Annotated in this window: 17 protein-coding genes and 1 other RNA gene; 15 read left to right on the forward strand and 3 right to left on the reverse strand. The window is 62.9% G+C overall.

What is annotated here, in order from left to right; genetic code table 11:
- Positions 1 to 47 precede the first annotated feature (47 nt).
- From NKI39_RS01420 to NKI39_RS01445, 6 genes are all read left to right on the forward strand, one after another.
- A complete protein-coding gene (locus NKI39_RS01420; protein ID WP_352830417.1) occupies positions 48 to 1,931 on the forward strand; it encodes an extracellular solute-binding protein in 1,884 nt (627 codons plus the stop codon).
- Entirely contained in the window at positions 1,931 to 3,799 is a 1,869-nt protein-coding gene (locus tag NKI39_RS01425) for an extracellular solute-binding protein (protein ID WP_352830419.1), read from the forward strand. The genes NKI39_RS01420 and NKI39_RS01425 overlap by 1 nt, the downstream gene beginning before the upstream one ends.
- 279 nt (positions 3,800 to 4,078) lie before the next feature.
- Positions 4,079 to 5,173 (forward strand): microcin C ABC transporter permease YejB, encoded by a 1,095-nt coding sequence (locus NKI39_RS01430; protein WP_352830422.1) that lies wholly within the window; start codon positions 4,079 to 4,081, stop codon positions 5,171 to 5,173.
- Positions 5,173 to 6,312: an ABC transporter permease gene (locus NKI39_RS01435; RefSeq protein ID WP_352767092.1), complete on the forward strand. Its 1,140-nt coding sequence runs from the start codon at positions 5,173 to 5,175 to the stop codon at positions 6,310 to 6,312. Before NKI39_RS01430 ends, NKI39_RS01435 begins: the two co-directional genes overlap by 1 nt.
- Entirely contained in the window at positions 6,309 to 7,940 is a 1,632-nt protein-coding gene (locus NKI39_RS01440; RefSeq protein WP_352767090.1) for an ABC transporter ATP-binding protein, read from the forward strand. Before NKI39_RS01435 ends, NKI39_RS01440 begins: the two co-directional genes overlap by 4 nt.
- Positions 7,941 to 8,035: 95 nt before the next feature.
- Complete coding sequence (locus NKI39_RS01445; protein WP_352613864.1) at positions 8,036 to 8,977, forward strand: 2-hydroxyacid dehydrogenase; 942 nt, start codon at positions 8,036 to 8,038, stop codon at positions 8,975 to 8,977.
- A 25-nt stretch (positions 8,978 to 9,002) separates the two neighbouring features.
- Here NKI39_RS01445 and NKI39_RS01450 read toward each other — a convergent pair whose 3' ends face one another.
- From NKI39_RS01450 to NKI39_RS01460, 3 genes are read right to left on the reverse strand one after another with little or no spacing between them, the layout of a single operon-like run.
- Positions 9,003 to 9,305: a Dabb family protein gene (locus NKI39_RS01450; RefSeq protein ID WP_023676866.1), complete on the reverse strand. Its 303-nt coding sequence runs from the start codon at positions 9,303 to 9,305 to the stop codon at positions 9,003 to 9,005.
- 22 nt (positions 9,306 to 9,327) lie between these two features.
- Positions 9,328 to 10,269 carry an NAD(+) diphosphatase gene (gene nudC, locus NKI39_RS01455; RefSeq protein ID WP_352830426.1) on the reverse strand — a complete coding sequence of 314 codons (942 nt, stop codon included), beginning with the start codon at positions 10,267 to 10,269 and terminating at the stop codon, positions 9,328 to 9,330.
- A gap of 37 nt (positions 10,270 to 10,306) precedes the next feature.
- Positions 10,307 to 10,726 carry an HIT family protein gene (locus NKI39_RS01460; protein ID WP_023676868.1) on the reverse strand — a complete coding sequence of 140 codons (420 nt, stop codon included), beginning with the start codon at positions 10,724 to 10,726 and terminating at the stop codon, positions 10,307 to 10,309.
- A 358-nt stretch (positions 10,727 to 11,084) separates the two neighbouring features.
- On the opposite strand from NKI39_RS01460, the gene ffs reads away from it, so the two are divergent.
- The 9 genes from ffs (at position 11,085) to nikC (ending at position 20,952) form a co-directional block, all read left to right on the forward strand.
- An RNA gene (gene ffs, locus NKI39_RS01465) (signal recognition particle sRNA small type) lies at positions 11,085 to 11,181 on the forward strand.
- Between the two features lie 104 nt (positions 11,182 to 11,285).
- Positions 11,286 to 13,124, forward strand: a complete 1,839-nt coding sequence (locus NKI39_RS01470; RefSeq protein ID WP_352767084.1) for a DNA polymerase III subunit gamma/tau — start codon at positions 11,286 to 11,288, stop codon at positions 13,122 to 13,124.
- Positions 13,125 to 13,155: 31 nt separating this feature from the next.
- Complete coding sequence (locus NKI39_RS01475; RefSeq protein ID WP_352470044.1) at positions 13,156 to 13,479, forward strand: YbaB/EbfC family nucleoid-associated protein; 324 nt, start codon at positions 13,156 to 13,158, stop codon at positions 13,477 to 13,479.
- Between the two features lie 288 nt (positions 13,480 to 13,767).
- Positions 13,768 to 14,706 (forward strand): cell wall hydrolase, encoded by a 939-nt coding sequence (locus NKI39_RS01480; RefSeq protein WP_352830429.1) that lies wholly within the window; start codon positions 13,768 to 13,770, stop codon positions 14,704 to 14,706.
- 331 nt (positions 14,707 to 15,037) lie between these two features.
- The gene (gene recR, locus NKI39_RS01485) at positions 15,038 to 15,643 is read left to right on the forward strand and encodes a recombination mediator RecR (RefSeq protein WP_352767079.1); all 606 of its coding nucleotides are present in this window, start codon (positions 15,038 to 15,040) and stop codon (positions 15,641 to 15,643) included.
- 178 nt (positions 15,644 to 15,821) lie between these two features.
- Positions 15,822 to 17,087, forward strand: coding sequence for a lytic murein transglycosylase (locus NKI39_RS01490; RefSeq protein WP_352767077.1), 1,266 nt, complete (start codon positions 15,822 to 15,824; stop codon positions 17,085 to 17,087).
- 201 nt (positions 17,088 to 17,288) lie between these two features.
- On the forward strand, positions 17,289 to 18,932 hold the full coding sequence (locus NKI39_RS01495) for an ABC transporter substrate-binding protein (protein WP_352767075.1): 1,644 nt from the start codon (positions 17,289 to 17,291) through the stop codon (positions 18,930 to 18,932).
- 18 nt (positions 18,933 to 18,950) lie between these two features.
- Entirely contained in the window at positions 18,951 to 20,018 is a 1,068-nt protein-coding gene (locus tag NKI39_RS01500) for an ABC transporter permease (protein WP_352830433.1), read from the forward strand.
- A gap of 13 nt (positions 20,019 to 20,031) precedes the next feature.
- Positions 20,032 to 20,952: a nickel transporter permease gene (gene nikC, locus NKI39_RS01505; protein ID WP_352830436.1), complete on the forward strand. Its 921-nt coding sequence runs from the start codon at positions 20,032 to 20,034 to the stop codon at positions 20,950 to 20,952.
- Positions 20,953 to 20,958: the final 6 nt, after the last annotated feature.

Raw genomic sequence — 20,958 nt, forward strand, 5'->3', positions numbered from 1 at the left:
GGCCCAGACGCTATGGTGACGGCGCTATATCGCGAAGAGGAGAACGCATGACGGTTGGCCGAGCGCGGACGCTTCTGAAATCGGTGCTGATGCTGGCTGCCTTTGCCGGCGGCCTGCAGGCGGCCTTTGCGGACGAATGGCGCACGACCTCGTCGCTGATCGGCGAATCCAAATATGGCGACAATTTCCAGCACTACGACTACGTCACTCCGGATGCGCCGAAGGGCGGCACAGTGAACTCAGTGGTGCTCGGCACGTTCGACAGCTTCAACCCCTATGTCGTGCAGGGTTCGCCGGCCGCCGGCTTCGCGCAGTTCGGCGGCGGCCTGCTCCACGACACGCTGATGGAGCAGGCGACCGACGAGGGCAGCGTCAACCATCCGCTGATCGCCGATGCCTACAAATACCCGGCCGACTATTCCTCGGCGACCTACAGGCTCGATCCGCGGGCGAAATGGCATGACGGCCAGCCGATAACGACCGACGATGTGATCTGGTCGTTCCAGGTGCTGAAGGCCAACAGCCCGATGTACAGCCGTTATTTCGAGAACGTCACCGACGCGGTTGCGATCTCCGATCGCGAGGTGGAGTTCCATTTCAACCAGAAGGGCAATCGGGAGTTACCTCAGATTCTCGGCGGTCTCGTCGTGCTGCCGAAGCACTGGTGGGAAGGTACCGACGCCAACGGCAGGAAGCGCGACGTCACAAAGCCGACGCAGGAGCCGCCGCTCGGCTCGGCCGCCTACAAGATCGCCAGCTTCAAGCCGGGGTCCGAAATCATCTGGCAGCGCGTGCCGGACTACTGGGCGGCCAAGCTGCCGGTGAAAATTGGCCGTGAGAATTTCGACAGGCAGCGTTTCACCTATTTTCTCGACGACAATGCCGCCTGGCAGGCCTTCACCAAGGGCGGGCTGGACGACATCAAGCCGGAGAACAGTTCGAGGCGCTGGAACACGGCCTATGACTTCCCGGCGGTCAAGGCCGGCGACGTCATCAAGAAGGAATTCAAGACCGCGTCGCCCGAACCGATGCAGGCCTTCATGCTCAACACCAGGCGCCCGCTGTTTAGGGATCGCCTGGTGCGCGCCGCGCTGATGTATCCGTTCGATTTCGAGACGATGAACCGGACCCTGTTCTTCGGTTCCAACACCCGCACCAGCAGCTATTTCCAGGGCACCGAACTGGCGTCGAGCGGCCTGCCGCAAGGCAAGGAACTCGAAATCCTCGAGCAGTACCGTGACAAGCTGCCGCCTGAAGTCTTTACCCAGGAATTCAAGCTGCCGGTCTACGACAACCCGCAGGCTGAGCGCAAATACCTGAAAACCGCGGTCGATCTGTTCGCCAAGGCAGGCTGGATCATCAAGGGCGGCAAGATGGTCAACGCCAAGACCGGCGAGCCATGCAAGTTCGAAATCCTCGGCTGGAACGACACCGACCAGGTCATCGCCAGCCCCTACATCGCCAATCTGCGCAAGATCGGCGTCGACGCAACGCTGCGCCTGATCGACCAAACCCAGTATATCAACCGAGTCACTCACTTCGACTTTGACGTGGTCACTTCGATACTCGGGCAGTCGGACTCTCCTGGCAATGAACAGCGCGATTTCTGGAGTTCCAAGGCCGCCGATTCGCCGGGATCGCGCAATTACGCCGGCATCAAGAATCCGGTCGTCGATGCGCTGGTCGACCGCATCATCTTTGCCACCGACCGCGACGATCTGGTTGCCGCCACCCATGCGCTCGACCGGGTGCTGCTGTGGAACTACTATGTCGTGCCGCAATATTACCGTGCCGTGGTCTGGCTCGCCTACTGGAACAAGTTCGGTATGCCGGAGAAGCAGCCCGCCTATAGCGGCGTCGACCAGAATTCCTGGTGGATCGATCCGGTCAAGGAAAAGGCGCTGGCGGCCAAATACAAGAGTGGCAATTGATGGCGGTGCTGCCCCGTCGCGACTTCCTCGCCCTGGGCGGTGCCGCCGCGGCCGCGGCGCTGCTGCCCGGCCGGGCTTTCGCCACGATCCCGACCGGCGTGAAACTGCACGGCCTGTCGGCCTTCGGCGATCTCAAATATCCTCCGGATTTCGCGCATTTCGACTATGTCAATCCGGACGCTCCCAAGGGCGGCCGGATGAATTTCGCCCCGCCGAACTCCACCCTCAATCAGAGCTTCCTGACTTTCAACACGCTGAACTCGCTGGTGTTGAAAGGGGATTCGCCGCCGCGCACCGAACTCTGTTTCGATTCGCTGATGGCAAGGGCAGTCGATGAGCCGGATGCGGTCTACGGCCAGCTTGCCGAATCCGTTACCTTGTCGCAGGACCGCAACGGCTTCCGCTTCAGCCTGCGGCCACAAGCGCGTTTCCATGACGGCTCGCCGCTGACCGCCGAGGACGTTGCCTTCGCCTTGAACCTCTACAAAGATCGGGGACATCCGAACCTTTCCCAAGCGCTGCGGCACATGACGGATGCGGTCGCAATCGATCCGCTTACAGTCAGCCTTACCTTCAACGGCCAACAGTCGGCGCAGAATATCCTCGCGATCGTCGTAATGCCGATCGTGTCCAAAGCCTTCTACACGGCCAATGATTTCGACGCCTCGACGATGACCCCACCGCTCGGTTCCGGGCCGTACCGAATGGGGCGGGTGGTGGCCGGGCAGACCATCGAATATGAACGCGTCGCCGATTATTGGGGCCGCGATCTGGCCGTGAACCGCGGGCTTAATAATTTCGACCGCATCCGTATCGATTTCTACCTTGATCGCCAGGCAGCGTTTGAAGCGTTCAAGAAAGGGGATACGCATTTTCGCGAGGAGTTCACTGCGCGGGTATGGGCGACCGGCTACGACTTTCCAGCGCTGAAGGATGGCAGGGTCGTCAAACGCGAATTTCCCGGCGAGAAAACGCCATCCATGCAGGCTGTCGCACTCAATCAGCGCCGTCCGCAGTTCCGCGACATTCGCGTGAGACAGGCAATCGCCTATTGCTTCGACTTCGAATGGACCAGGCGGGTTCTGTTTTTCGACTCCTACGAGCGTTCGCAATCGAACTTCGAGCGGTCGGACTACAAGGCCAAGGGCCTGCCCTCACCCCAGGAATTGAAACTGCTGGAGCCGTTTCGAGCCGAGTTGCCGCCGGAGACCTTCGGCGATCCGGTGATGCAACCCCTCTCCGACGGTTCGGGCCACGACCGCAAGCTGCTGCGCGAGGCTTCGAGACTGCTTGCCGAAGCCGGCTGGAAGCGAACGGGCAATTTCGTCGTCAATGACAAGGGCGACCGGCTGCGGGTGGAAATGCTGGCCGAGGACGATGGCCTCGTTCGCATCTTCCTTCCGTGGTCCGAGAATATGAAGGCGATCGGCATCGACGCTTCGGTCCGGCAGGTCGATTCGGCGCAGTTTGAAGCGCGGCAGAGCAATTTCGACTTCGACTTCAACATGCTCGCATGGTCGATCGGAGCGACGCCAACCGCCGATGGTTTGGAGATCCTCTATGCTTCCCGGATGGCGAAAACGCCGGGGATGCGCAACTATCCGGGTACGGAAAGCAAAGCCATCGACGCGCTGATCGAGGCAGCCGGCAAGGCGCAGAGCCGGATCGAACTCGTCACCGCGCTCAACGCGCTCGATCGGGTCTTGCGCGCGCGGCTAGACTGGATTCCAACATATCATCTGGCGAATCACCGGGCAGCCTTCTGGGACATGTTCGGCTTTCCCGCTCAAAAGCCGGATTACGACTTTCCGGTCGAGACGCTGTGGTGGTTCGATAAAGACAAGGCGGCAAAGATTGGCAAAGCCTGAATTTCTTGCGAGCGCTGGCGCCGCCCCTCACCTGCCTGCCGGCATCCTCTCCCCGTATAGCGACGGGGAGAGGGGCGCTTTCATCGATGGTTTCGCCGATCATAAGCGTCGCAATAGAAGCGCCGAGACTACGGCCAGCCCCTTTCTCCCCGTCACTATACGGGGAGAAATGTCCGGCAGGACAATGAAGGGCGGCACCGTCTTCGGCAATTGGCCTGGGGCGATTGCCTTAGGGGCACCTTCAGACACAATGGTCGTCCTCAAGGAGGGTAAAGCCTGATGGGCGCCTACATATTGCGCCGCATCCTTTTGATGATCCCGACCCTGTTCGGTATCATGGCGGTGTCATTTGCCGTCATCCAGTTTGCTCCAGGCGGGCCGGTCGAGCAGGTCATCGCCAGGCTGACCAACCAGGGCGGCAGCGATCGCCTTGGCGGCGGCGGGGGCGATGCGGGCGGCGCCAATGTCGATGTCGCCGGCGACGTCGGCTCGAAATACCGCGGCGCGCAAGGGCTCGATCCGGAATTCATCAAGAAGCTGGAGAAGCAGTTCGGCTTCGACAAGCCGCCGCTCGAGCGCTTCGGCATGATGCTGTGGAACTATCTCCGCTTCGATTTCGGCGACAGCTATTTCCGCGACATATCGGTGCTCGACCTGATCCTGGAAAAGATGCCGGTGTCGATCTCGATCGGGCTGTGGATCACGCTTTTGTCCTACCTGATCTCGATCCCGCTCGGCATCCGCAAGGCGGTCAAGGACGGCTCCACTTTCGACGTCTGGACCAGCGGCGTCGTCACCGTCGGCTACGCGATTCCGGGCTTCCTGTTCGGCATCTTGCTGATGGTTCTGTTTGCCGGCGGCTCGTTCTGGGACTGGTTTCCGCTGCGCGGCATCACCTCCGACAATTGGGACCAGCTGTCCTGGCCGCAGCGGATCGTCGACTATTTCTGGCATATGACCCTGCCGCTGACGGCGCTGGTGCTGTCGGCCTTCGCCACGACGACGCTTTTGACCAAGAATTCCTTCCTCGAGGAAATCCGCAAGCAATATGTGGTCACCGCCCGCGCCAAGGGCCTGTCGGAGCGGCAGGTGCTTTATGGCCACGTCTTCCGCAACGCCATGCTGATCGTCATCGCCGGTTTTCCCGGTGCCTTCATCTCGGCATTCTTCACCGGGTCACTGCTGATCGAGAACATCTTTTCGCTCGACGGCCTCGGCCTGCTTGGTTTCAACTCGGTGGTGCAGCGCGACTATCCGGTGGTCTTCGCCAATCTCTACATCTTCTCGCTGCTTGGCCTGTTCGTCGGGCTGCTGTCCGATCTGATCTATACCTGGGTCGATCCGCGCATCGATTTCGAGCGGAGAGACGTCTGATGGCGCGGACCATGGCCGAAACGGCGCCGGCTCGGATCGCGCGGCCCTTTCTGTCGCCGCTCAACCAGCGGCGCCTGCAGAACTTCAAGTCCAACCGGCGCGGCTACTGGTCGTTGTGGATTTTCCTGTTCCTGTTCGTGCTGTCGCTGGTTTCCGAACTGATCGCCAACGACAAGCCGATCATCGCCTCCTACAAGGGCGAGATCCTGTTTCCGGTCCTGGTCGCCTATCCCGAGGAGAAGTTCGGTGGCTTCTATGCGGTCACCGACTACCGCGACCCGGTCATCCAGGACGAGATCAACGCCAATGGCTGGATGGTCTGGCCGCCGGTGCGCTACTCCTACCAGACCGTCAACAACGCTATTCCCGAAGCAGCACCGACCAAGCCGTCCTGGCTCTACGACAAGAAGACGCGCTGCAACCAGTATCCGAAAGGCGAGGCAGACCCCAATTGCAACGTCGGCAACTGGAACTGGCTGGGCACCGACGACCAGGCCCGCGACGTGCTGGCGCGCGTCATCTACGGCTTCAGGATCTCGGTGCTGTTTGGCCTGATCCTGACTGCCGGCTCGGCGCTGATCGGCGTGGCGGCCGGCGCTCTGCAGGGCTATTTCGGCGGCTGGACCGATCTTCTGTTCCAGCGCTTCATCGAGATCTGGTCGGCGATCCCGGTGCTGTATCTGCTCCTGATCGTTGCCGCCATCCTGCCGCCCGGCTTCTTCATCCTGCTCGGATTGATGCTGCTGTTCTCCTGGGTGGCACTGGTCGGCGTGGTGCGGGCCGAGTTCCTGCGCGCCCGTAACTTCGAATATGTCAATGCGGCGCGCGCGCTCGGCGTGTCCAACGTCACCATCATGTTCCGGCATCTGCTGCCCAACGCCATGGTGGCGACGCTGACCTTCCTGCCGTTCCTGCTCAGCGGCTCGATCTCGACGCTGACCTCGCTCGACTATCTCGGCTTCGGCCTGCCGCCCGGCTCCGCCTCGCTCGGTGAACTGTTGAAGCAGGCACAGCGCAACCTCAACGCGCCCTGGCTCGGCATTTCCGGCTTCGTCGTCATCTCGCTGATGCTGTCGCTGCTGGTCTTCGTCGGCGAGGCCACGCGCGACGCCTTCGATCCGCGCAAGACGTTCAGATGAGCGACACCCCGCTGCTTTCGGTCCAGGATCTCAGCGTCGCCTTCACGCAAGCCGGCGACCAGTCGATCGCCGTCGACCATATTTCCTTCGACCTTGCCAAGGGCGAGACGGTGGCGCTGGTCGGCGAATCCGGCTCCGGCAAGTCGGTCACCGCGCTGTCGGTGCTGAAGCTGCTGCCCTATCCGACCGCCAGCCACCCGTCGGGAAGGATACTGTTCCTCGGCGCCGACCTGCTTGCCGCCGACGAGAGAGACCTGCGCCGCGTGCGCGGCAACAAGATCACCATGATCTTCCAGGAGCCGATGACCTCGCTCAACCCGCTGCATACGATCGAGCAGCAGATCGTCGAGGTATTGAAGCTGCATCAGGGCCTGGGCGATCGCAAAGCCAAGGCGCGCACGCTGGAACTTCTGCACGAGGTCGGCATCCGCGAGCCGGAGAAGCGGCTTGACGCCTATCCGCACCAGCTTTCCGGCGGCCAGCGCCAGCGCGTCATGATCGCCATGTCGCTGGCCAACGAGCCTGAACTTTTGATCGCCGACGAGCCGACGACGGCGCTCGACGTCACCGTCCAGGCGCAGATCCTCGAATTGCTGGCCGGCCTGAAAAGCCGCAAGAACATGTCGATGCTGTTCATCACCCACGATCTCGGCATCGTCAGGAAGATCGCCGACCGGGTCTGCGTGATGACCAAGGGCAAGATCGTCGAGACCGGCCCGACCAACGAGATATTCGCCAATCCGCAGCACGCCTACACGCGGCATCTGCTTGCCGCCGAGCCGAAAGGCAAGCCGCCGGCGGCCAACCAGGCCGCCAAGCCGGTGATGGTCGGCAAGGACGTCAAGGTCTGGTTCCCGATCAAGAAGGGCTTCTTCCGGCGCACCGTCGACAATGTGAAGGCGGTCGACGGCATCGACGTCACCGTACGGGCCGGTCAGACGCTTGGCGTCGTCGGCGAATCCGGCTCAGGCAAGACGACGCTCGGCCTGGCGCTGGCCAGGATGATCTCGTCGACCGGGAACATCCAGTTCAACGGACGCGGCATCGATCAGCTGTCCTTCAACGAAATGCGGCCGTTGCGGCGCGAGTTGCAGATCGTCTTCCAGGATCCGTTCGGTTCGCTCAGTCCACGCATGTCGGTCGCCGAGATCATCGAGGAAGGGTTGAAGATCCATGAGCCGAAGCTGTCGCCTGATGCGCGCGACGAGCGTGTCGTCGACGTGCTGAAGGAAGTCGGCCTCGATCCGGCGACGCGCAACCGCTATCCGCACGAATTCTCCGGCGGCCAGCGCCAGCGCGTCGCCATCGCGCGCGCCATGGTGCTCAACCCGCGTTTCGTCATGCTGGACGAGCCGACCTCGGCGCTCGACATGAGCGTGCAGGCGCAGGTCGTCGACCTCTTGCGCAGCCTGCAGGCCAAGCACGACCTCGCCTACCTCTTCATCAGCCACGATCTGAGGGTCATCCGCGCGCTCGCCAACGAAGTCATCGTCATGCGCAATGGCAGGATCGTCGAGGCCGGTCCTTCCGAACAGATTTTTGGCAAACCGCGGACCGACTATACAAAGGCGTTGATCTCGGCCGCCTTCAAGATCGAAACGGCGCCGGTCGGCATCGTCAGCGAGTAGATTTTCGCCAGAGATCATGCACAAAATCAAAACGCAGCCGCGCCTTGCGCGTCGGGACGCGAACGCTGTTGGTAAAAAGGGAAAAACAATCCGCAATGGAAAAAGGCCGCATCCTGCTTGCCCTCACCGGTATTCATCCGCTGCGCTGGCGCGAACTGCTGTCGGCGGAGCGCGAGGTGGTGCTCGAGCCGAACGGCGCCGGCGATCCCTCGATCACCTATGCGGTGGTGTGGAAACAGCGGCCGAACCTGTTGTCGTCGCTGCCCAATCTGCGCGCCATCTTCTCGATCGGCGCCGGCGTCGACCACATCTTCGCCGATCCCACCTTGCCCGACGTACCGGTCGTCAAGGTGGTGGCCGACAACCTGACCCAGTACATGACCGAATACGTCGTCTGGCGGGTGCTCGACCACCATCGCCAGGGCATGCTCTACCGCGCCCAGCAGCAGAAGAAGATCTGGCATGAACCGCAGCAGCGGCCGGCCAGCGACATCTCGGTCGGCATTATGGGGCTCGGCACGCTTGGCCGCGCGGCGGCATCGGTGCTGTTGTCGCTCGGCTTTCCCGTCAATGGCTGGTCGCGCAGCGACCGGCCGATGCAAGGTGTCTCGACTTACGCGGGCGAGGCCGGCCTGATCCCGTTCCTCAACGCCACCGATATCCTGGTGGTGCTGCTGCCGCTGACGCCGCAGACGCACGGCATCATCAACCACAGCGTGCTGAAGGAGCTGCGCAAGCGCAACGGGCTCGGCGGCTCAGTGCTGATCAATGCCGGGCGCGGCAGGCTGCAGAAGGACGCCGACATTTTGCGCGCGCTGGACGACGGCACGCTGAAGGAAGCCAGCCTCGACGTTTTCGAGGTCGAGCCGCTGCCGAAGACCAGCCCGCTATGGAGCCACCCCAAAGTGTTCGTGACGCCGCACGCGGCGGCAACCTCCGATCCGGTCCACCTGGCGCCGATCATGCTGCGTCAGATGGATGCTTTCGAGCGCGGCGAAGCGCTGGAAAATGTAGTGGATCGCGACGCCGGGTATTAATTTTTTAGAGCGCCGCTTTCCAGTCTCAGCCCCAGCCGAGCGGCACGTAGTCGATCTCCATAAACGCCTCGACCTCGGGGATCCAGCGGTCGCGGACGAAGGCGACGTGGTCGGGATGGTCGTTATAGCCGGAATAGGCCCGCTGATCGGCAAACTCCATCGAGAAGCCGAAGCGGTAGTCGTTCTTGGGACTGACCTGCCGCAACTGCTCGAAATGCGTGACGCCCTTTATCGCCGTGAGAATCCTCTTGGCGTCGGCGAGGAACCGTTTTTCCTCGAGCGAATGCGGCGGGTGTTTCAGCGTGAACACGACGGTGTGACGGATCATTTTTTGCTCCTGCGTCTTCGTGTCACGCGCTGTCAGCCCAGGCGCGGATGAGGTTATAGGCGATCGCCCCCTTCGGCGGTGTCACCAGGCCGCCCGGATGCTCGCGGGCCACCATCGAGAGCACCTCGTCGCGAAAGAACCAGCGGCAATCTTCCAGCTCGTTGAGGTCGGGCTGGATATCGTCGTTGAGCGGTTCGCCGAAGCAGCCGATCATCAGCGAATAGGGAAACGGCCAGGGCTGGCTGGCGTGGTAGACGACGCGGCCGAGCCTGATGCCGGCTTCCTCCAGCGTTTCGCGGCGCACCGCCGCCTCGATCGTCTCGCCCGGCTCGATGAAACCGGCGAGCGCCGAATACATGCCGGGCCCGAAATGCCGGCCGCGGCCGAGCAGGCATTTTTCGCGTGTTGCCGTCAGCATGATCGCCACCGGGTCGGTGCGCGGAAAGTGCTCCGTACCGCAGGCCGGGCAATGCCGCTTGTAACCGCCCGCCCGCATCGCGGCTTCGGTGCCGCATTTGCTGCAGAAGCGATGGCTGGCATGCCAGGCGAGCAGCGCCGCCCCTTGCGCCAGCGCGCCGGCCGCCGCTTCGTCGATCAGCCCCTGCATATAGACCGAGCGATAGTCGATCGCCTTGATCGTCTCGGGAAGCTGCTCGGGCTCGACCCCGGCCGGCACCGCCAGCACCGGGCCGCTTTCGGAAAAACCGAGCAGGACGCCGTTTTCGAGCGATGCTTCGAGCGGCCGGCATTCGGCCACGCCGAACCAAGGGTCGAATGCGCCTTGCGCAAGCTTCAAATAGAGCCGGCCGCCACGCATCAGCAAAAGCCGCGCCGAGGGATCGGCGAGTGCCTTTTCGACGGAATCGTCGGCGCGGTTTTCGGACTGCCGGTCGATAACGTTGCCGGCGAAGCCGACGAACTGGCTCGGCTCGCGCAAGGGCGCGTCAAACAGGCGAAAGCTCATGCAGACTCGGGAAGGTTCAAGGTGGACACGGAGAGGCTTATAACGCTGCCTTGATCTTTTCCGCAAACTTGCGAAGGTCGGAGCGCTGATAGGGCTCGCGCAGGCCGTGCCCCCACACCGGGCCAGGCCAGCCGGGATCGCCTTCCGAGCGCGCAATGACGTGTACATGCAGCTGGCGCACGATGTTGCCGAGTGCGCCGGTGTTGATCTTGGTGCAGCCGGTCACCCGCTTCAGCGCCAGCGCCACCATGTTGGTCTCGAAGGTCAGCATCGCCTGGTCCAGCGGCGTCATGTCGTGGATTTCCTCGATGCCCGGCCGCTGCGGCACCAGCAGCAGCCATGGCCAGCGGCGGTCGTTCATGACGCGCAATTCGCACAGGCCGAGCCACATCAGCTGTTCGCTGTCGGCTTCCAGCTGGGCGTCAAGCGTGAATCCGGCCTTGAGGCCCGGCAGCATCGGCGTTTCCCTCACTTTTTGACGTTTTTTGAACTCCATCGACGCTAGAGCGGCTTCCGAAGGGCCGCAAGGGGCAGCAACCAACATTGGCCGTCGCGGCGCTGATTGTGCGCGAAGAAGTGAGGCCCGGGCAAATTGCATCAGCTTGGCGCTGCCCCGCCGAGATTGACGATTTTGATCGCGGCCACATTTTGTTCTTGCTTTGTGCCGGCAGCTATGCTACTAATCTCGCTATGGTGATTATTCGCACCAACGACCCGCCCGCCGAGGCGGGTTTTTGGTTTCAGCTTTCGCCATCGCTCAAGGACCCTATCATCCGCACTTGCATTTCATCGCCGGATTGCCGATATGGAGGTTGGGAGGTTGGTGGTGGACGGTCCACTCGCCAACCGGGTCAGGTCCGGAAGGAAGCAGCCCTAACGAGCCCGGAACGGGTCATTGTTCCAGCCTCCCGCCTCTTCGCCTTTTACCCCGACATTGACGGCGCCAAGCCGCGCGGGCGAAACTATGCGCAGGAATCGGCCGCCTCCAGTGGCAGCCCTTGGAGCTTAACGGGCGAATGAGCGAAGCCGGAAACGAGGCCGGGAAATTGGACAAGCCTGCCGCCTACCGCGTGCTGGCGCGCAAATACCGACCGTCGAATTTCTCCGAACTGATCGGCCAGGAGCCGATGGTCCGCACGTTGACCAATGCCTTTGCCACCGGCCGCATCGCCCAGGCCTGGATGCTGACCGGCGTGCGTGGCGTCGGCAAGACGACGACCGCGCGCATACTCGCGCGGGCCCTGAACTACAAAACATCGACCGTCGACCAGCCGTCCGTCGACCTTGCCGTGCTCGGCGAGCATTGCCAGGCGATCATGGAAGGCCGGCATGTCGACGTCATCGAGATGGACGCCGCCTCGCATACCGGCATCGACGACATCAGGGACATCATCGAGCGTGTGCGCTACGCCCCGGTGTCGGCGCGCTACAAGGTCTACATCATCGACGAAGTGCACATGCTTTCCAACCAGGCCTTCAACGGCCTGCTGAAGACGCTGGAAGAGCCGCCGCCGCACGTCAAGTTCATCTTCGCCACCACCGAAATCCGCAAGGTGCCGATCACCGTCCTGTCGCGCTGCCAGCGTTTCGACCTCAGGCGCATCGATGCGGCAATGATCAAGGCCGACCTTGCCAGGATAGCCCGTCTGGAGGGCATCGAAGTCGAAGACGATGCGCTGGCGATGATCGCGCGCGCGGCCGAAGGCTCGATGCGCGATGCGCAGTCCATCCTCGACCAGGCGATCGCCCATGGCGGCGGCGCGGTCAGCGCCGAAGCGGTGCGTGCTATGCTCGGCCTTGCCGACCGTGCCCGCATCGTCGACCTGTTCGAACATGTCATGAAGGGCGACGTCGCCGCCGCACTTGCCGAATTCCGTGCCCAGTACGATACCGGCGCCGATCCTGCCGCGGTGCTGACCGACCTTGCCGAGTTCAATCATCTGGTCACCCGTCTGCGTTTCGTGCCGGCTGCCATCGACGACGCCTCGCTGTCCGAGGACGAGCGCCGGCGCGGCGCCGATTTCGCCAGCACGCTGTCGGTCAAGGTGCTGTCGCGGACGTGGCAGATCCTCTTGAAAGGTATTCCCGAGGTGCAGACCTCCAACCGCCCGGTCAGCGCCGCCGAGATGGTGCTGATCCGGCTGGCCCATGCCGCCGACCTGCCGACGCTGGACGAGGCGCTGAAATCGCTGGAGAACGGCGGTACACTGCCGGGTGCCGCGCCGCGCGCGAATGGCACGCCGGCAAGCCCCGGCCCCGCAAACCATGCGCCTGCAGGCGGTGGTGCCGGCGCCGTGGCGCAGGCGCGGATGCCGACGTCCAATGGCGGCGCCCAGACAATGCGCCTGGTCGAGACGATGCGCCTGGTCGAGGCCGAGCCCGTGCCGACCAACTTCGTTGCTCCGCCGGAGCCGGCGGTCGAGGCGTCGCCGGTGCCGGTGAAATCGCTGGCCGACATTATCGCCCTTGCCGACGCCCAGCGCGACATGGCCTTCAAGGTGCTGGTGAAGCGTTGCGTGCGCCTGGTGCGCATCGAGCCCGGTCGTATCGACGTCAGCCTGACCGACGATGCGCCGAAGATGTTGCTCAATGATTTGACCGCCAAGCTGCGCGCCTGGACGGGCCGCAACTGGCTGGTGTCGCTGTCGAAGGACGAGGGCGGCCAGACCTTGGCCGAGATGGAATCGACAAAGCGCGAAAACGCCTTCCTCGATGCCAAGAGCGACCCGACGGTCGCCGCCATCCTGGCGCGCTTTCCCGGTGCCAAGATCATCGACGTGCGCATTCCCGATGCGCCGGAAGCCGACGAGGCCGAAGTGCCGGTCGAGCCGCCGGCCGACGACGACGAAACCTGAACAACCTGGACCAGCTGCAAAGGACAGTGCGATGAAAGACCTTCTCGGCATGATGGGCAAGGCAAAGGAAATGCAGGCCAAGTTCCAGGCCATGCAGGATGAGATCGCCACGCTGGAAGCCACCGGGCAGGCCGGCGGCGGCCTGGTCAGCGTGACGCTGACCGGCAAATTCGAGATGAAGTCGCTGAAGATCGACCCGGCGCTGTTCAAGGAGGACGAGGTCGAGATTCTCGAGGACCTGCTTCTCGCTGCCCACAACGACGCCAGGACCAAGGTCGAGCAGATCATGCAGGAGAAGACCAGGGCGCTGACCGCGGGCCTACCGATCCCGCCGGGAATGAAACTGCCGTTCTAAGGCTAGTGCATGTCGCGCAAAAGTGTGCAGCGGTTTTGCGATAACGACATGCATCAAAACAAGAACCTAAAGCGCGTCGCATAAGCCGGTCGAACGCGACGCGCTAGTCAATCGGTATGCCGTTACAGTGGCCGAAGAGTGCAGCGGCCCAGTGCTCGCTCCACCGCCAGCTGTGTCTATTAGGCAACTCCCCACACTTAATAACGCTTTAGCCATCTTTTTGCCTGAAAGTGTCTCATTCTTGCCGCAACCAGGGGCGGGCTGGCAGCAGAATTGAGGGGACACCTGTTGATCTCTACCCGATGGAAGACGCCGTTGCGGCTCGGCGTCGTTATCTCGCCGCTGTTTTTGGCCGCTTGCAGTCAGACCGCCTCGCACGGCATGTCCAGCCTGACCGATGCCATTACGCCGAGTTTCCTGAGCTCGCGCTCCTACAATTCCACGCCGAAGGAGAAGGAATGCCTGGAGCGGGCAATGTTCTTCGAGTCCAACCGGTCGAGCCGTGACGGCATGATTGCGGTCGGCACGGTGGTGATGAACCGGTTGCGGTCCGGCAATCACGGCAACACCATCTGCCAGGTCGTCGGCGAGCGCGGGCAGTTCGCGCCGGGCGTCATGACACGGCCGATGAATTCGAAGGCGATGCCCGACGTCGAGGAAGCCGCCGAGGCGGTGCTCAAGGGCGAGCGCAAAGCCAAGCTGAAGAATACCATGTTCTTCCACACCGCCGGCCTGCGCTTCCCCTACAAGAACATGCACTACACCATGGTCGCCGGCGGCAATGCCTTCTATGAAAAGCGCGGCCGCAACTGGCAGCCGCTGCCGGACGAGCCGGTGGTCGCCATGGCCCAGGCCAAGCCGCAAGCGCCTGCCGCTCAGGCCATACTTGTCGCCTCGGCGGAGCCGGCTCGCGAGGTCAAGCCGACATTCGCCAAGGCAACCTATGTGACCGCCGCAGCATCGCTGCCGGCAAAGCAGACAAGGGTGACCGCCGGAAAGGCGACCCCGGAGAAGACGACGGCGGAGAAGCCGATGCTTGTGGCGCTGCAGGAACCAATGCAGGAGCCGGATGCGGCCCGTTTTGGCGGAACCGTGAGCGAGCGGCCTGTCACCTCCTTCCAGGCCGTGCCGCCAGAGCCGACAATGTCGTTCGAGGCGACGCCCGAGAACACCGACGCCATCGGCGCGATGATCGCCGGCCAGACCCGGCCACTGGAAGAAAACTGAGGGCCCTAGTGGCTTGCAGTCGCTTCGGACAAATACGAGGAGTCGGCGCCGCCCCTCATCGCCCTGCCGGGCACTTCTCCCCGTATAGTGACGGGGAGAAGTGGGACGGCCGCAATCCTGGCGTACATTCTGCAACGATGATGATTGGCGAAACCGTCGATAAGAGCGTTCCTCTCCCCGTCACTATACGGGGAGAGGTCGCCGGCAGGCGGGTGAGGGGCAGCGCCAACGCCCGGAAAAGGGTGACGGGCGAATTCAAGCCTGAAGCGATTGCTCGGTCGCCCGCCTCAGCAGAGTTCCAAAACGCGTTGAAAAATCCTAAACCGGTGCGATGTCGAAGCGAATCGCCGGTCCCGAGATCGAACGCCTGATCCAGCTGCTGGCCAAGGTGCCGGGGCTCGGTCCGCGTTCGGCACGGCGCGCAGCACTCCACCTCATCAAGAAGAAGGAACAGCTGCTGGCGCCGCTCGCCGCCGCCATGGGCGAGGCGGTCGACAAGGTGCGCATCTGCTCGACCTGCGGCAATGTCGATACCTCGGATCCATGCATGATCTGCACCGACCCCCGCCGCGACCCCACTATGCTCATCGTCGTCGAGGACGTGGCCGACCTTTGGGCGCTGGAGCGGGCGACAGCCATGAACGTGCGCTACCATGTGCTCGGCGGTACGCTGTCGCCGCTCGACGGCATTGGTCCTGATGAGCTCAACATCCGTTCGCTGGTCGACCGCGTCGCCGGCGGCGAAGTCAAGGAAGTGATCCTCGCCGTCAACGCCACGGTCGAGGGCCAGACCACCGCGCACTACCTCACCGACCAGCTTTCCGGCTTCGACATCAAGGTGACGCGCCTGGCGCACGGTGTTCCGGTCGGCGGCGAACTCGATTATCTCGACGAAGGCACGCTGGCCGCCGCACTGCGCTCGCGGACGGTGTTTTGAGGCGAGCGGCGGGGAGAGTGCTTCCGAGATGATTGCGTTCCGTCGCGCCCCCCTCTGTCCTGCCGGACATCTCCCCCACGAGGGGGGAGATTGGCAGCCTCGATATCCCGGCCAAGCTTGCGACGTTGAAGATTGGCGAAAACAGACGCGACAGCCAATCTCCCCCCTGGAGGGGGAGATGTCCGGCAGGACAGAGGGGGGCGCGACAGGATGCCGACTTCGCAGGCTGGCCGTCGCGTTCTTTCTCGCCTTCCTCCTCGCCACCCCGGTCTCCGCCGCAAAAATCGACGACCAGTTCCACGCCTGGCTCAGCAACGACCTCTGGCCCGAAGCCAAGGCCAAAGGCATCTCCAGGAAAACCTTCGATGCCGCCTTCGAAGGCGTCAGGCCGGACCTGAAGCTGCCCGACCTGGTGAAGCCGGGCGAGAAGGCGACGACGCCGCAGAAGCAGCATCAGGCCGAGTTCGGTTCGCCGGGCGCCTATTTCGCTGAAAAGATAGTCCGAGCGGTGACCGCCGGCGGCCGCACCCGCGAGGCGACCAACGCTGGGACTCTTGCCGCGATCGAGAAACGCTACGGCGTGCCTGGCGAAGTGCTGCTGGCGATCTGGGGCCGCGAGAGCGGCTTCGGCGCGGCGAAGATGCCTTATGACGCCTTCGAGGTGCTGGGCACCAAGGCGTTCATGTCGACCAAGAAGGAATTCTTCCGCACCGAGCTCTTGGCTGCGCTCGAGATCGTCGAGCGCGGGCTTGCCCCGGTCGGCGCGATGAAATCGTCTTGGGCAGGCGCGCTTGGCCAGCCGCAGTTCATGCCGACATCGTTCCTCAAGCATGCCGTCGATTTCGATGGCGACGGCCGCACCGACATCTGGAATTCGACGCCCGACATACTGGCATCGATCGCCAATTATCTCGTCCATTATGGCTGGGTCAGGGGCCGCGGCTGGGGCTTCGAGGTGACTGTGCCGGACAGCGTCTCGTGCTCGCTCGAAGGTCCGGACCAGGGCAAGAAGATTTCCCAATGGGCTGATATGGGCATCAGGCGTGTGTCGGGTAAACCGTTCCCGGCGAGCGAACTGAAAGCCGAGGGCTTTCTTTTGATGCCGGCCGGGCGTAGCGGCCCGGCCTTCATCGTCACCCCCAATTTCTATGTGCTGAAGCAGTATAACACCAGCGATCTCTATGCCCTGTTCATCGGCCATGGCGCCGATCGCATCGCCCATGGCGACAGCAATTTCTCGGGCAATTGGGGCGCGGTCGGCGGGCTCTACCGCTCCGACATCGCCGCCCTGCAGCGGGCGCTGGAAGCTAAGGGCTACGATGTCGGCAGCGCCGACGGCCTGCCTGGCTTCAAGACGCGCCGCTCGATCGGCAAATGGCAGGCCAGCAACGGCCGTTCCGCTACCTGCTTTCCCGACGCCGACCTGGTTACCGCGCTGAAATAGCCGGATTTTTGCACCGCCGGTCTGGCCCAATCGACCGTTCTGCAAATGCTCGTTGCCGCGCTCGAAACCGCCGGATATGGTGAACCGGAACCGCACAAAAAATTGCCGAGACAACGGTCCGGGGATCACCGTTCGACGCGGCAAGAAATGCCACAACTCTGAGCCGGGAACTCAGGTCAACAAAAACAGGGAACAGTTAAAATGATGATGGAAAAGTTTGCTCTACGCTCCCGCTTCTTGCTCGCGGGCGCGGCCATGTCCGCGCTGCTTCTGGCCGGTGCGCCTGCCTTCGCGGTCACGCCCGCCGACACGCTGGTCGAGGGTTTCGCCATCGACGACATCATCACCATGGATCCGGGCGAAGCATTCGAATTGTCGACCGCAGAGGTCACCGGCAACACCTATGATCTTCTGGTACGCCTCGACCTCAGCGACACATCCAAGGTCAAGGGCGATCTCGCCGAAAGCTGGAGCGTCTCCGACGACGGCCTGACCTACACATTCAAGCTCAAGCCCGGCCTCAAATTCGCCTCCGGCAATCCGATCACGGCGGCCGACGTCGCCTATTCGTTCGAACGCGCCATCAAGCTCGACAAGAGCCCGGCCTTCATCATCGGCCAGCTCGGCCTCAATGGCGGCAACGTCACCGACAAAGCCAAGGCCGTCGACGATACGACCTTCCAGTTCACCGTTGACAAGGCCTATGCGCCAAGCTTCGTCTTGAACTGTCTGTCGGCGACCGTCGCCTCGGTCGTCGATGCCAAGCTGGTTAAGGAGCATGTCGCCGCGGTCACGCCGAGCGCCGACTACAAATGGGACAATGATTTCGGCAACGCCTGGCTGAAGACCGGCTATGCCGGCTCCGGTGCCTTCAAAATGCGCGAATGGCGGGCCAACGAGGCCGTCGTGCTGGAGCGCAACGACAATTACTACGGCGAAAAAGCCAAGCTTGCCCGCGTTATCTATCGCAATATGAAGGAAAGCTCGGGCCAGCGCCTGGCGCTCGAAGCCGGCGATATCGACGTCGCCCGCAATCTTGAGCCGAACGACCTCGATGCCATCGCCAAGAATGCCGACCTCACCACCACCTCGGCGCCGAAGGGCACCGTCTATTACATCAGCCTCAACCAGAAGAACCCGAACCTCGCCAAGCCCGAAGTTCGCCAGGCGTTCAAATATCTGGTCGACTACGACGCCCTGGGGTCGACCATCCTCAAGGGCATCGGCGAGATCCATCAGACCTTCCTGCCGAAAGGCGTGCTCGGCGAGCTGGACGAAAACCCGTTCAAACTCGACGTTGCTAAGGCCAAAGAGCTGCTCGCCAAGGCCGGCCTCGCCGACGGCTTCAGCGTCACCATGGACGTGCGCAGCGTCCAACCGCAGACCGGCATGGCGGAATCGATCCAGCAGACGCTGGGACAGGCCGGCATCAAGCTGGAGATCATCCCCGGCGACGGCAAGCAGACGCTGACCAAATACCGCGCCCGTAACCACGACATCTATATCGGTCAGTGGGGCCAGGATTATTTCGATCCGAACTCCAATGCCCAGACCTTCGCCAGCAACCCCGACAATTCGGATGAAGGCAAGACCAAGACCCTTGCCTGGCGCAACGCCTGGGACATCCCGGACCTGACCAAGCAGACCGAAGCGGCCCTTGTCGAGAAGGACGCGGCCAAGCGCGCCGCAATGTACCAGGATCTCGAGAAGAAGATCCTCGATACCAGCCCCTTCGTCATCATCCACCAGCAGCTGGAAGTGGCCGGCCTGCGCAAGAGCCTCAAGGGCTTCGCGCTCGGCCCGAGCTTCGACACCAACTTCGTCGGTCCCGTCTCGAAAGAGTGACGCCGGCGGACGCGCCGCATGAGTGTGGCTGAAAGCGAAGTGACGGCAGGGCGCGGTGGCGCCCGTGCTGTTGCCGTGGCCTCATCGATCGCCCGGTTCCTGGTTATCGCGATAACGACCTATCTAGGTCTGCTCGCGGTGACTTTCTTCATCGGCCGTGTCATTCCGATCGACCCGGTGCTGGCAGTGCTCGGGGACCGGGCGCCGGCCAATGTCGTCGAGCGCACGCGCCGCGAGATGGGCCTCGACCTGCCGCTGGTCGAGCAGTTCTACATCTATGTCAAACATGCCCTGAACGGCGATTTCGGCACTTCGGTGCTGACCACCAATCCGGTGATGACAGATATCCGCCGCGCCTTTCCGGCAACCCTCGAACTGGCGACGCTGGGGACGCTGATCGGTTCGGTGATCGGCGTGCCGCTCGGTGTGCTGGCCGCGGTGCGGCGCGGCAGCATCATCGACCAGATCGTGCGGATCATCGGCCTTGTCGGCTATTCCGTGCCGATCTTCTGGCTGGGGCTGCTGGCGCTGGTGCTGTTCTACGCCAAGCTGCAATGGATCGCCTTTCCCGGCCGCCTCGACGTCGTCTACGAATACACCTTCACGCCGATTACCGGCTTTTATCTGCTCGATGCACTCTGGCAGCGGCAGTGGGACGTATTTGCCGATGCCTTCCGCCACATCATCCTGCCGGCCTCGCTGCTCGGCTATTTCTCGCTCGCCTATATCAGCCGCATGACACGCTCGTTCATGCTGAACGAACTCACCCAGGAATATATCGTCGCGGCGCGCGCCAAGGGCCTGTCGGAAACGCGCATCATCTGGGGCCACGCGCTGCGCAACGCCGCGGTGCCGATGGTCACGGTGATCGCTCTGTCCTATGCCGGGCTGCTCGAAGGCTCGGTGCTGACCGAGACGGTGTTTTCGTGGCCGGGTATCGGCCTCTACATCACCAATTCCCTTCAGAACGCCGACATAAACGCCGTGCTCGGCGGCACCATCATCATCGGCTCGGTCTTCATCGCCATCAATCTACTCTCCGACCTGCTCTACCGGCTGCTCGATCCAAGGACCAAGGCAGGATGAGGACCAAGACAGGATGAGCACGGAAGCGATTCAAACCCGCCGCGACTGGCTGCTCAGCGAGCGGCCGGCGTCGCGCGTGCAGGCGAGGCTCGGCCGCGCCTATGTGGCGTGGCGGCGCTTTTCCGCCAACCGGCTGGCGTTTCTCGGGCTGCTCATCATCGTCGCCCTGCTGGTGGTCGCGGCGTTCGCCGATGTGCTGGCGCCCTATTCACCGACATTCGGCGACCTCAAGGGCTCGCGGCTCCTGGCGCCGAGTGCGGCGCACTGGTTCGGCACCGACGATCTCGGCCGCGATATCTATTCGCGCATCATCTTCGGCTCGCGCTGGACACTCTACGTCGTCGTTTTGGTTGCCATTATCGCCGCGCCCATCGGCTTGCTGGTCGGCACCGTCGCCGGTTACGCCGGCGGCTGGACCGATGCGATCCTGATGCGCATCACCGACATCTTTCTCGCCTTTCCGAAGCTGATCCTGGCGCTGGCCTTTGTCGCGGCGCTCGGCCCCGGCATCGAAAATGCCGTGCTTGCCATCGCCATCACCTCGTGGCCTCCCTATGCCCGCATTGCCCGCGCCGAAACGCTGACGGCGCGCAATTCCGATTATATCAAGGCGGTGCAATTGATGGGCGCCTCGCCGTTTCGCATCGTGCTTCGCCACATCATGCCGCTGTGCATCTCCTCGCTGATCATCAGGGTGACGCTCGACATGGCCGGCATCATCCTGACCGCTGCCGGCCTCGGCTTCCTCGGCCTCGGCGCGCAGCCGCCGCTGCCCGAATGGGGCGCGATGATCGCGTCGGGCCGCCGCTTCGTGCTCGACCAGTGGTGGGTGGCGGGTGCTCCGGGCTTTGCCATCCTCATCGTCAGCCTCGGCTTCAACCTACTCGGCGACGGACTGCGCGACGCGCTCGATCCCCGAAGCGGTGACCAATGAGTGGCG

Source organism: Mesorhizobium sp. M0664, from assembly GCF_040320565.1.
In the GTDB taxonomy this organism is placed as follows: domain Bacteria; phylum Pseudomonadota; class Alphaproteobacteria; order Rhizobiales; family Rhizobiaceae; genus Mesorhizobium.

Coding starts and splice junctions, on each gene's coding strand:
- NKI39_RS01420 (WP_352830417.1), top strand. CDS start 48: ATGACGGTTGGCCGAGCGCGGACGCTTCTGAAATCGGTGCTGATGCTG.
- NKI39_RS01425 (WP_352830419.1), top strand. CDS start 1,931: ATGGCGGTGCTGCCCCGTCGCGACTTCCTCGCCCTGGGCGGTGCCGCC.
- NKI39_RS01430 (WP_352830422.1), top strand. CDS start 4,079: ATGGGCGCCTACATATTGCGCCGCATCCTTTTGATGATCCCGACCCTG.
- NKI39_RS01435 (WP_352767092.1), top strand. CDS start 5,173: ATGGCGCGGACCATGGCCGAAACGGCGCCGGCTCGGATCGCGCGGCCC.
- NKI39_RS01440 (WP_352767090.1), top strand. CDS start 6,309: ATGAGCGACACCCCGCTGCTTTCGGTCCAGGATCTCAGCGTCGCCTTC.
- NKI39_RS01445 (WP_352613864.1), top strand. CDS start 8,036: ATGGAAAAAGGCCGCATCCTGCTTGCCCTCACCGGTATTCATCCGCTG.
- NKI39_RS01450 (WP_023676866.1), bottom strand. CDS start 9,305: ATGATCCGTCACACCGTCGTGTTCACGCTGAAACACCCGCCGCATTCG.
- nudC (WP_352830426.1), bottom strand. CDS start 10,269: ATGAGCTTTCGCCTGTTTGACGCGCCCTTGCGCGAGCCGAGCCAGTTC.
- NKI39_RS01460 (WP_023676868.1), bottom strand. CDS start 10,726: ATGCTGCCGGGCCTCAAGGCCGGATTCACGCTTGACGCCCAGCTGGAA.
- NKI39_RS01470 (WP_352767084.1), top strand. CDS start 11,286: ATGAGCGAAGCCGGAAACGAGGCCGGGAAATTGGACAAGCCTGCCGCC.
- NKI39_RS01475 (WP_352470044.1), top strand. CDS start 13,156: ATGAAAGACCTTCTCGGCATGATGGGCAAGGCAAAGGAAATGCAGGCC.
- recR (WP_352767079.1), top strand. CDS start 15,038: ATGTCGAAGCGAATCGCCGGTCCCGAGATCGAACGCCTGATCCAGCTG.
- NKI39_RS01490 (WP_352767077.1), top strand. CDS start 15,822: ATGTCCGGCAGGACAGAGGGGGGCGCGACAGGATGCCGACTTCGCAGG.
- NKI39_RS01495 (WP_352767075.1), top strand. CDS start 17,289: ATGATGATGGAAAAGTTTGCTCTACGCTCCCGCTTCTTGCTCGCGGGC.
- NKI39_RS01500 (WP_352830433.1), top strand. CDS start 18,951: ATGAGTGTGGCTGAAAGCGAAGTGACGGCAGGGCGCGGTGGCGCCCGT.
- nikC (WP_352830436.1), top strand. CDS start 20,032: ATGAGCACGGAAGCGATTCAAACCCGCCGCGACTGGCTGCTCAGCGAG.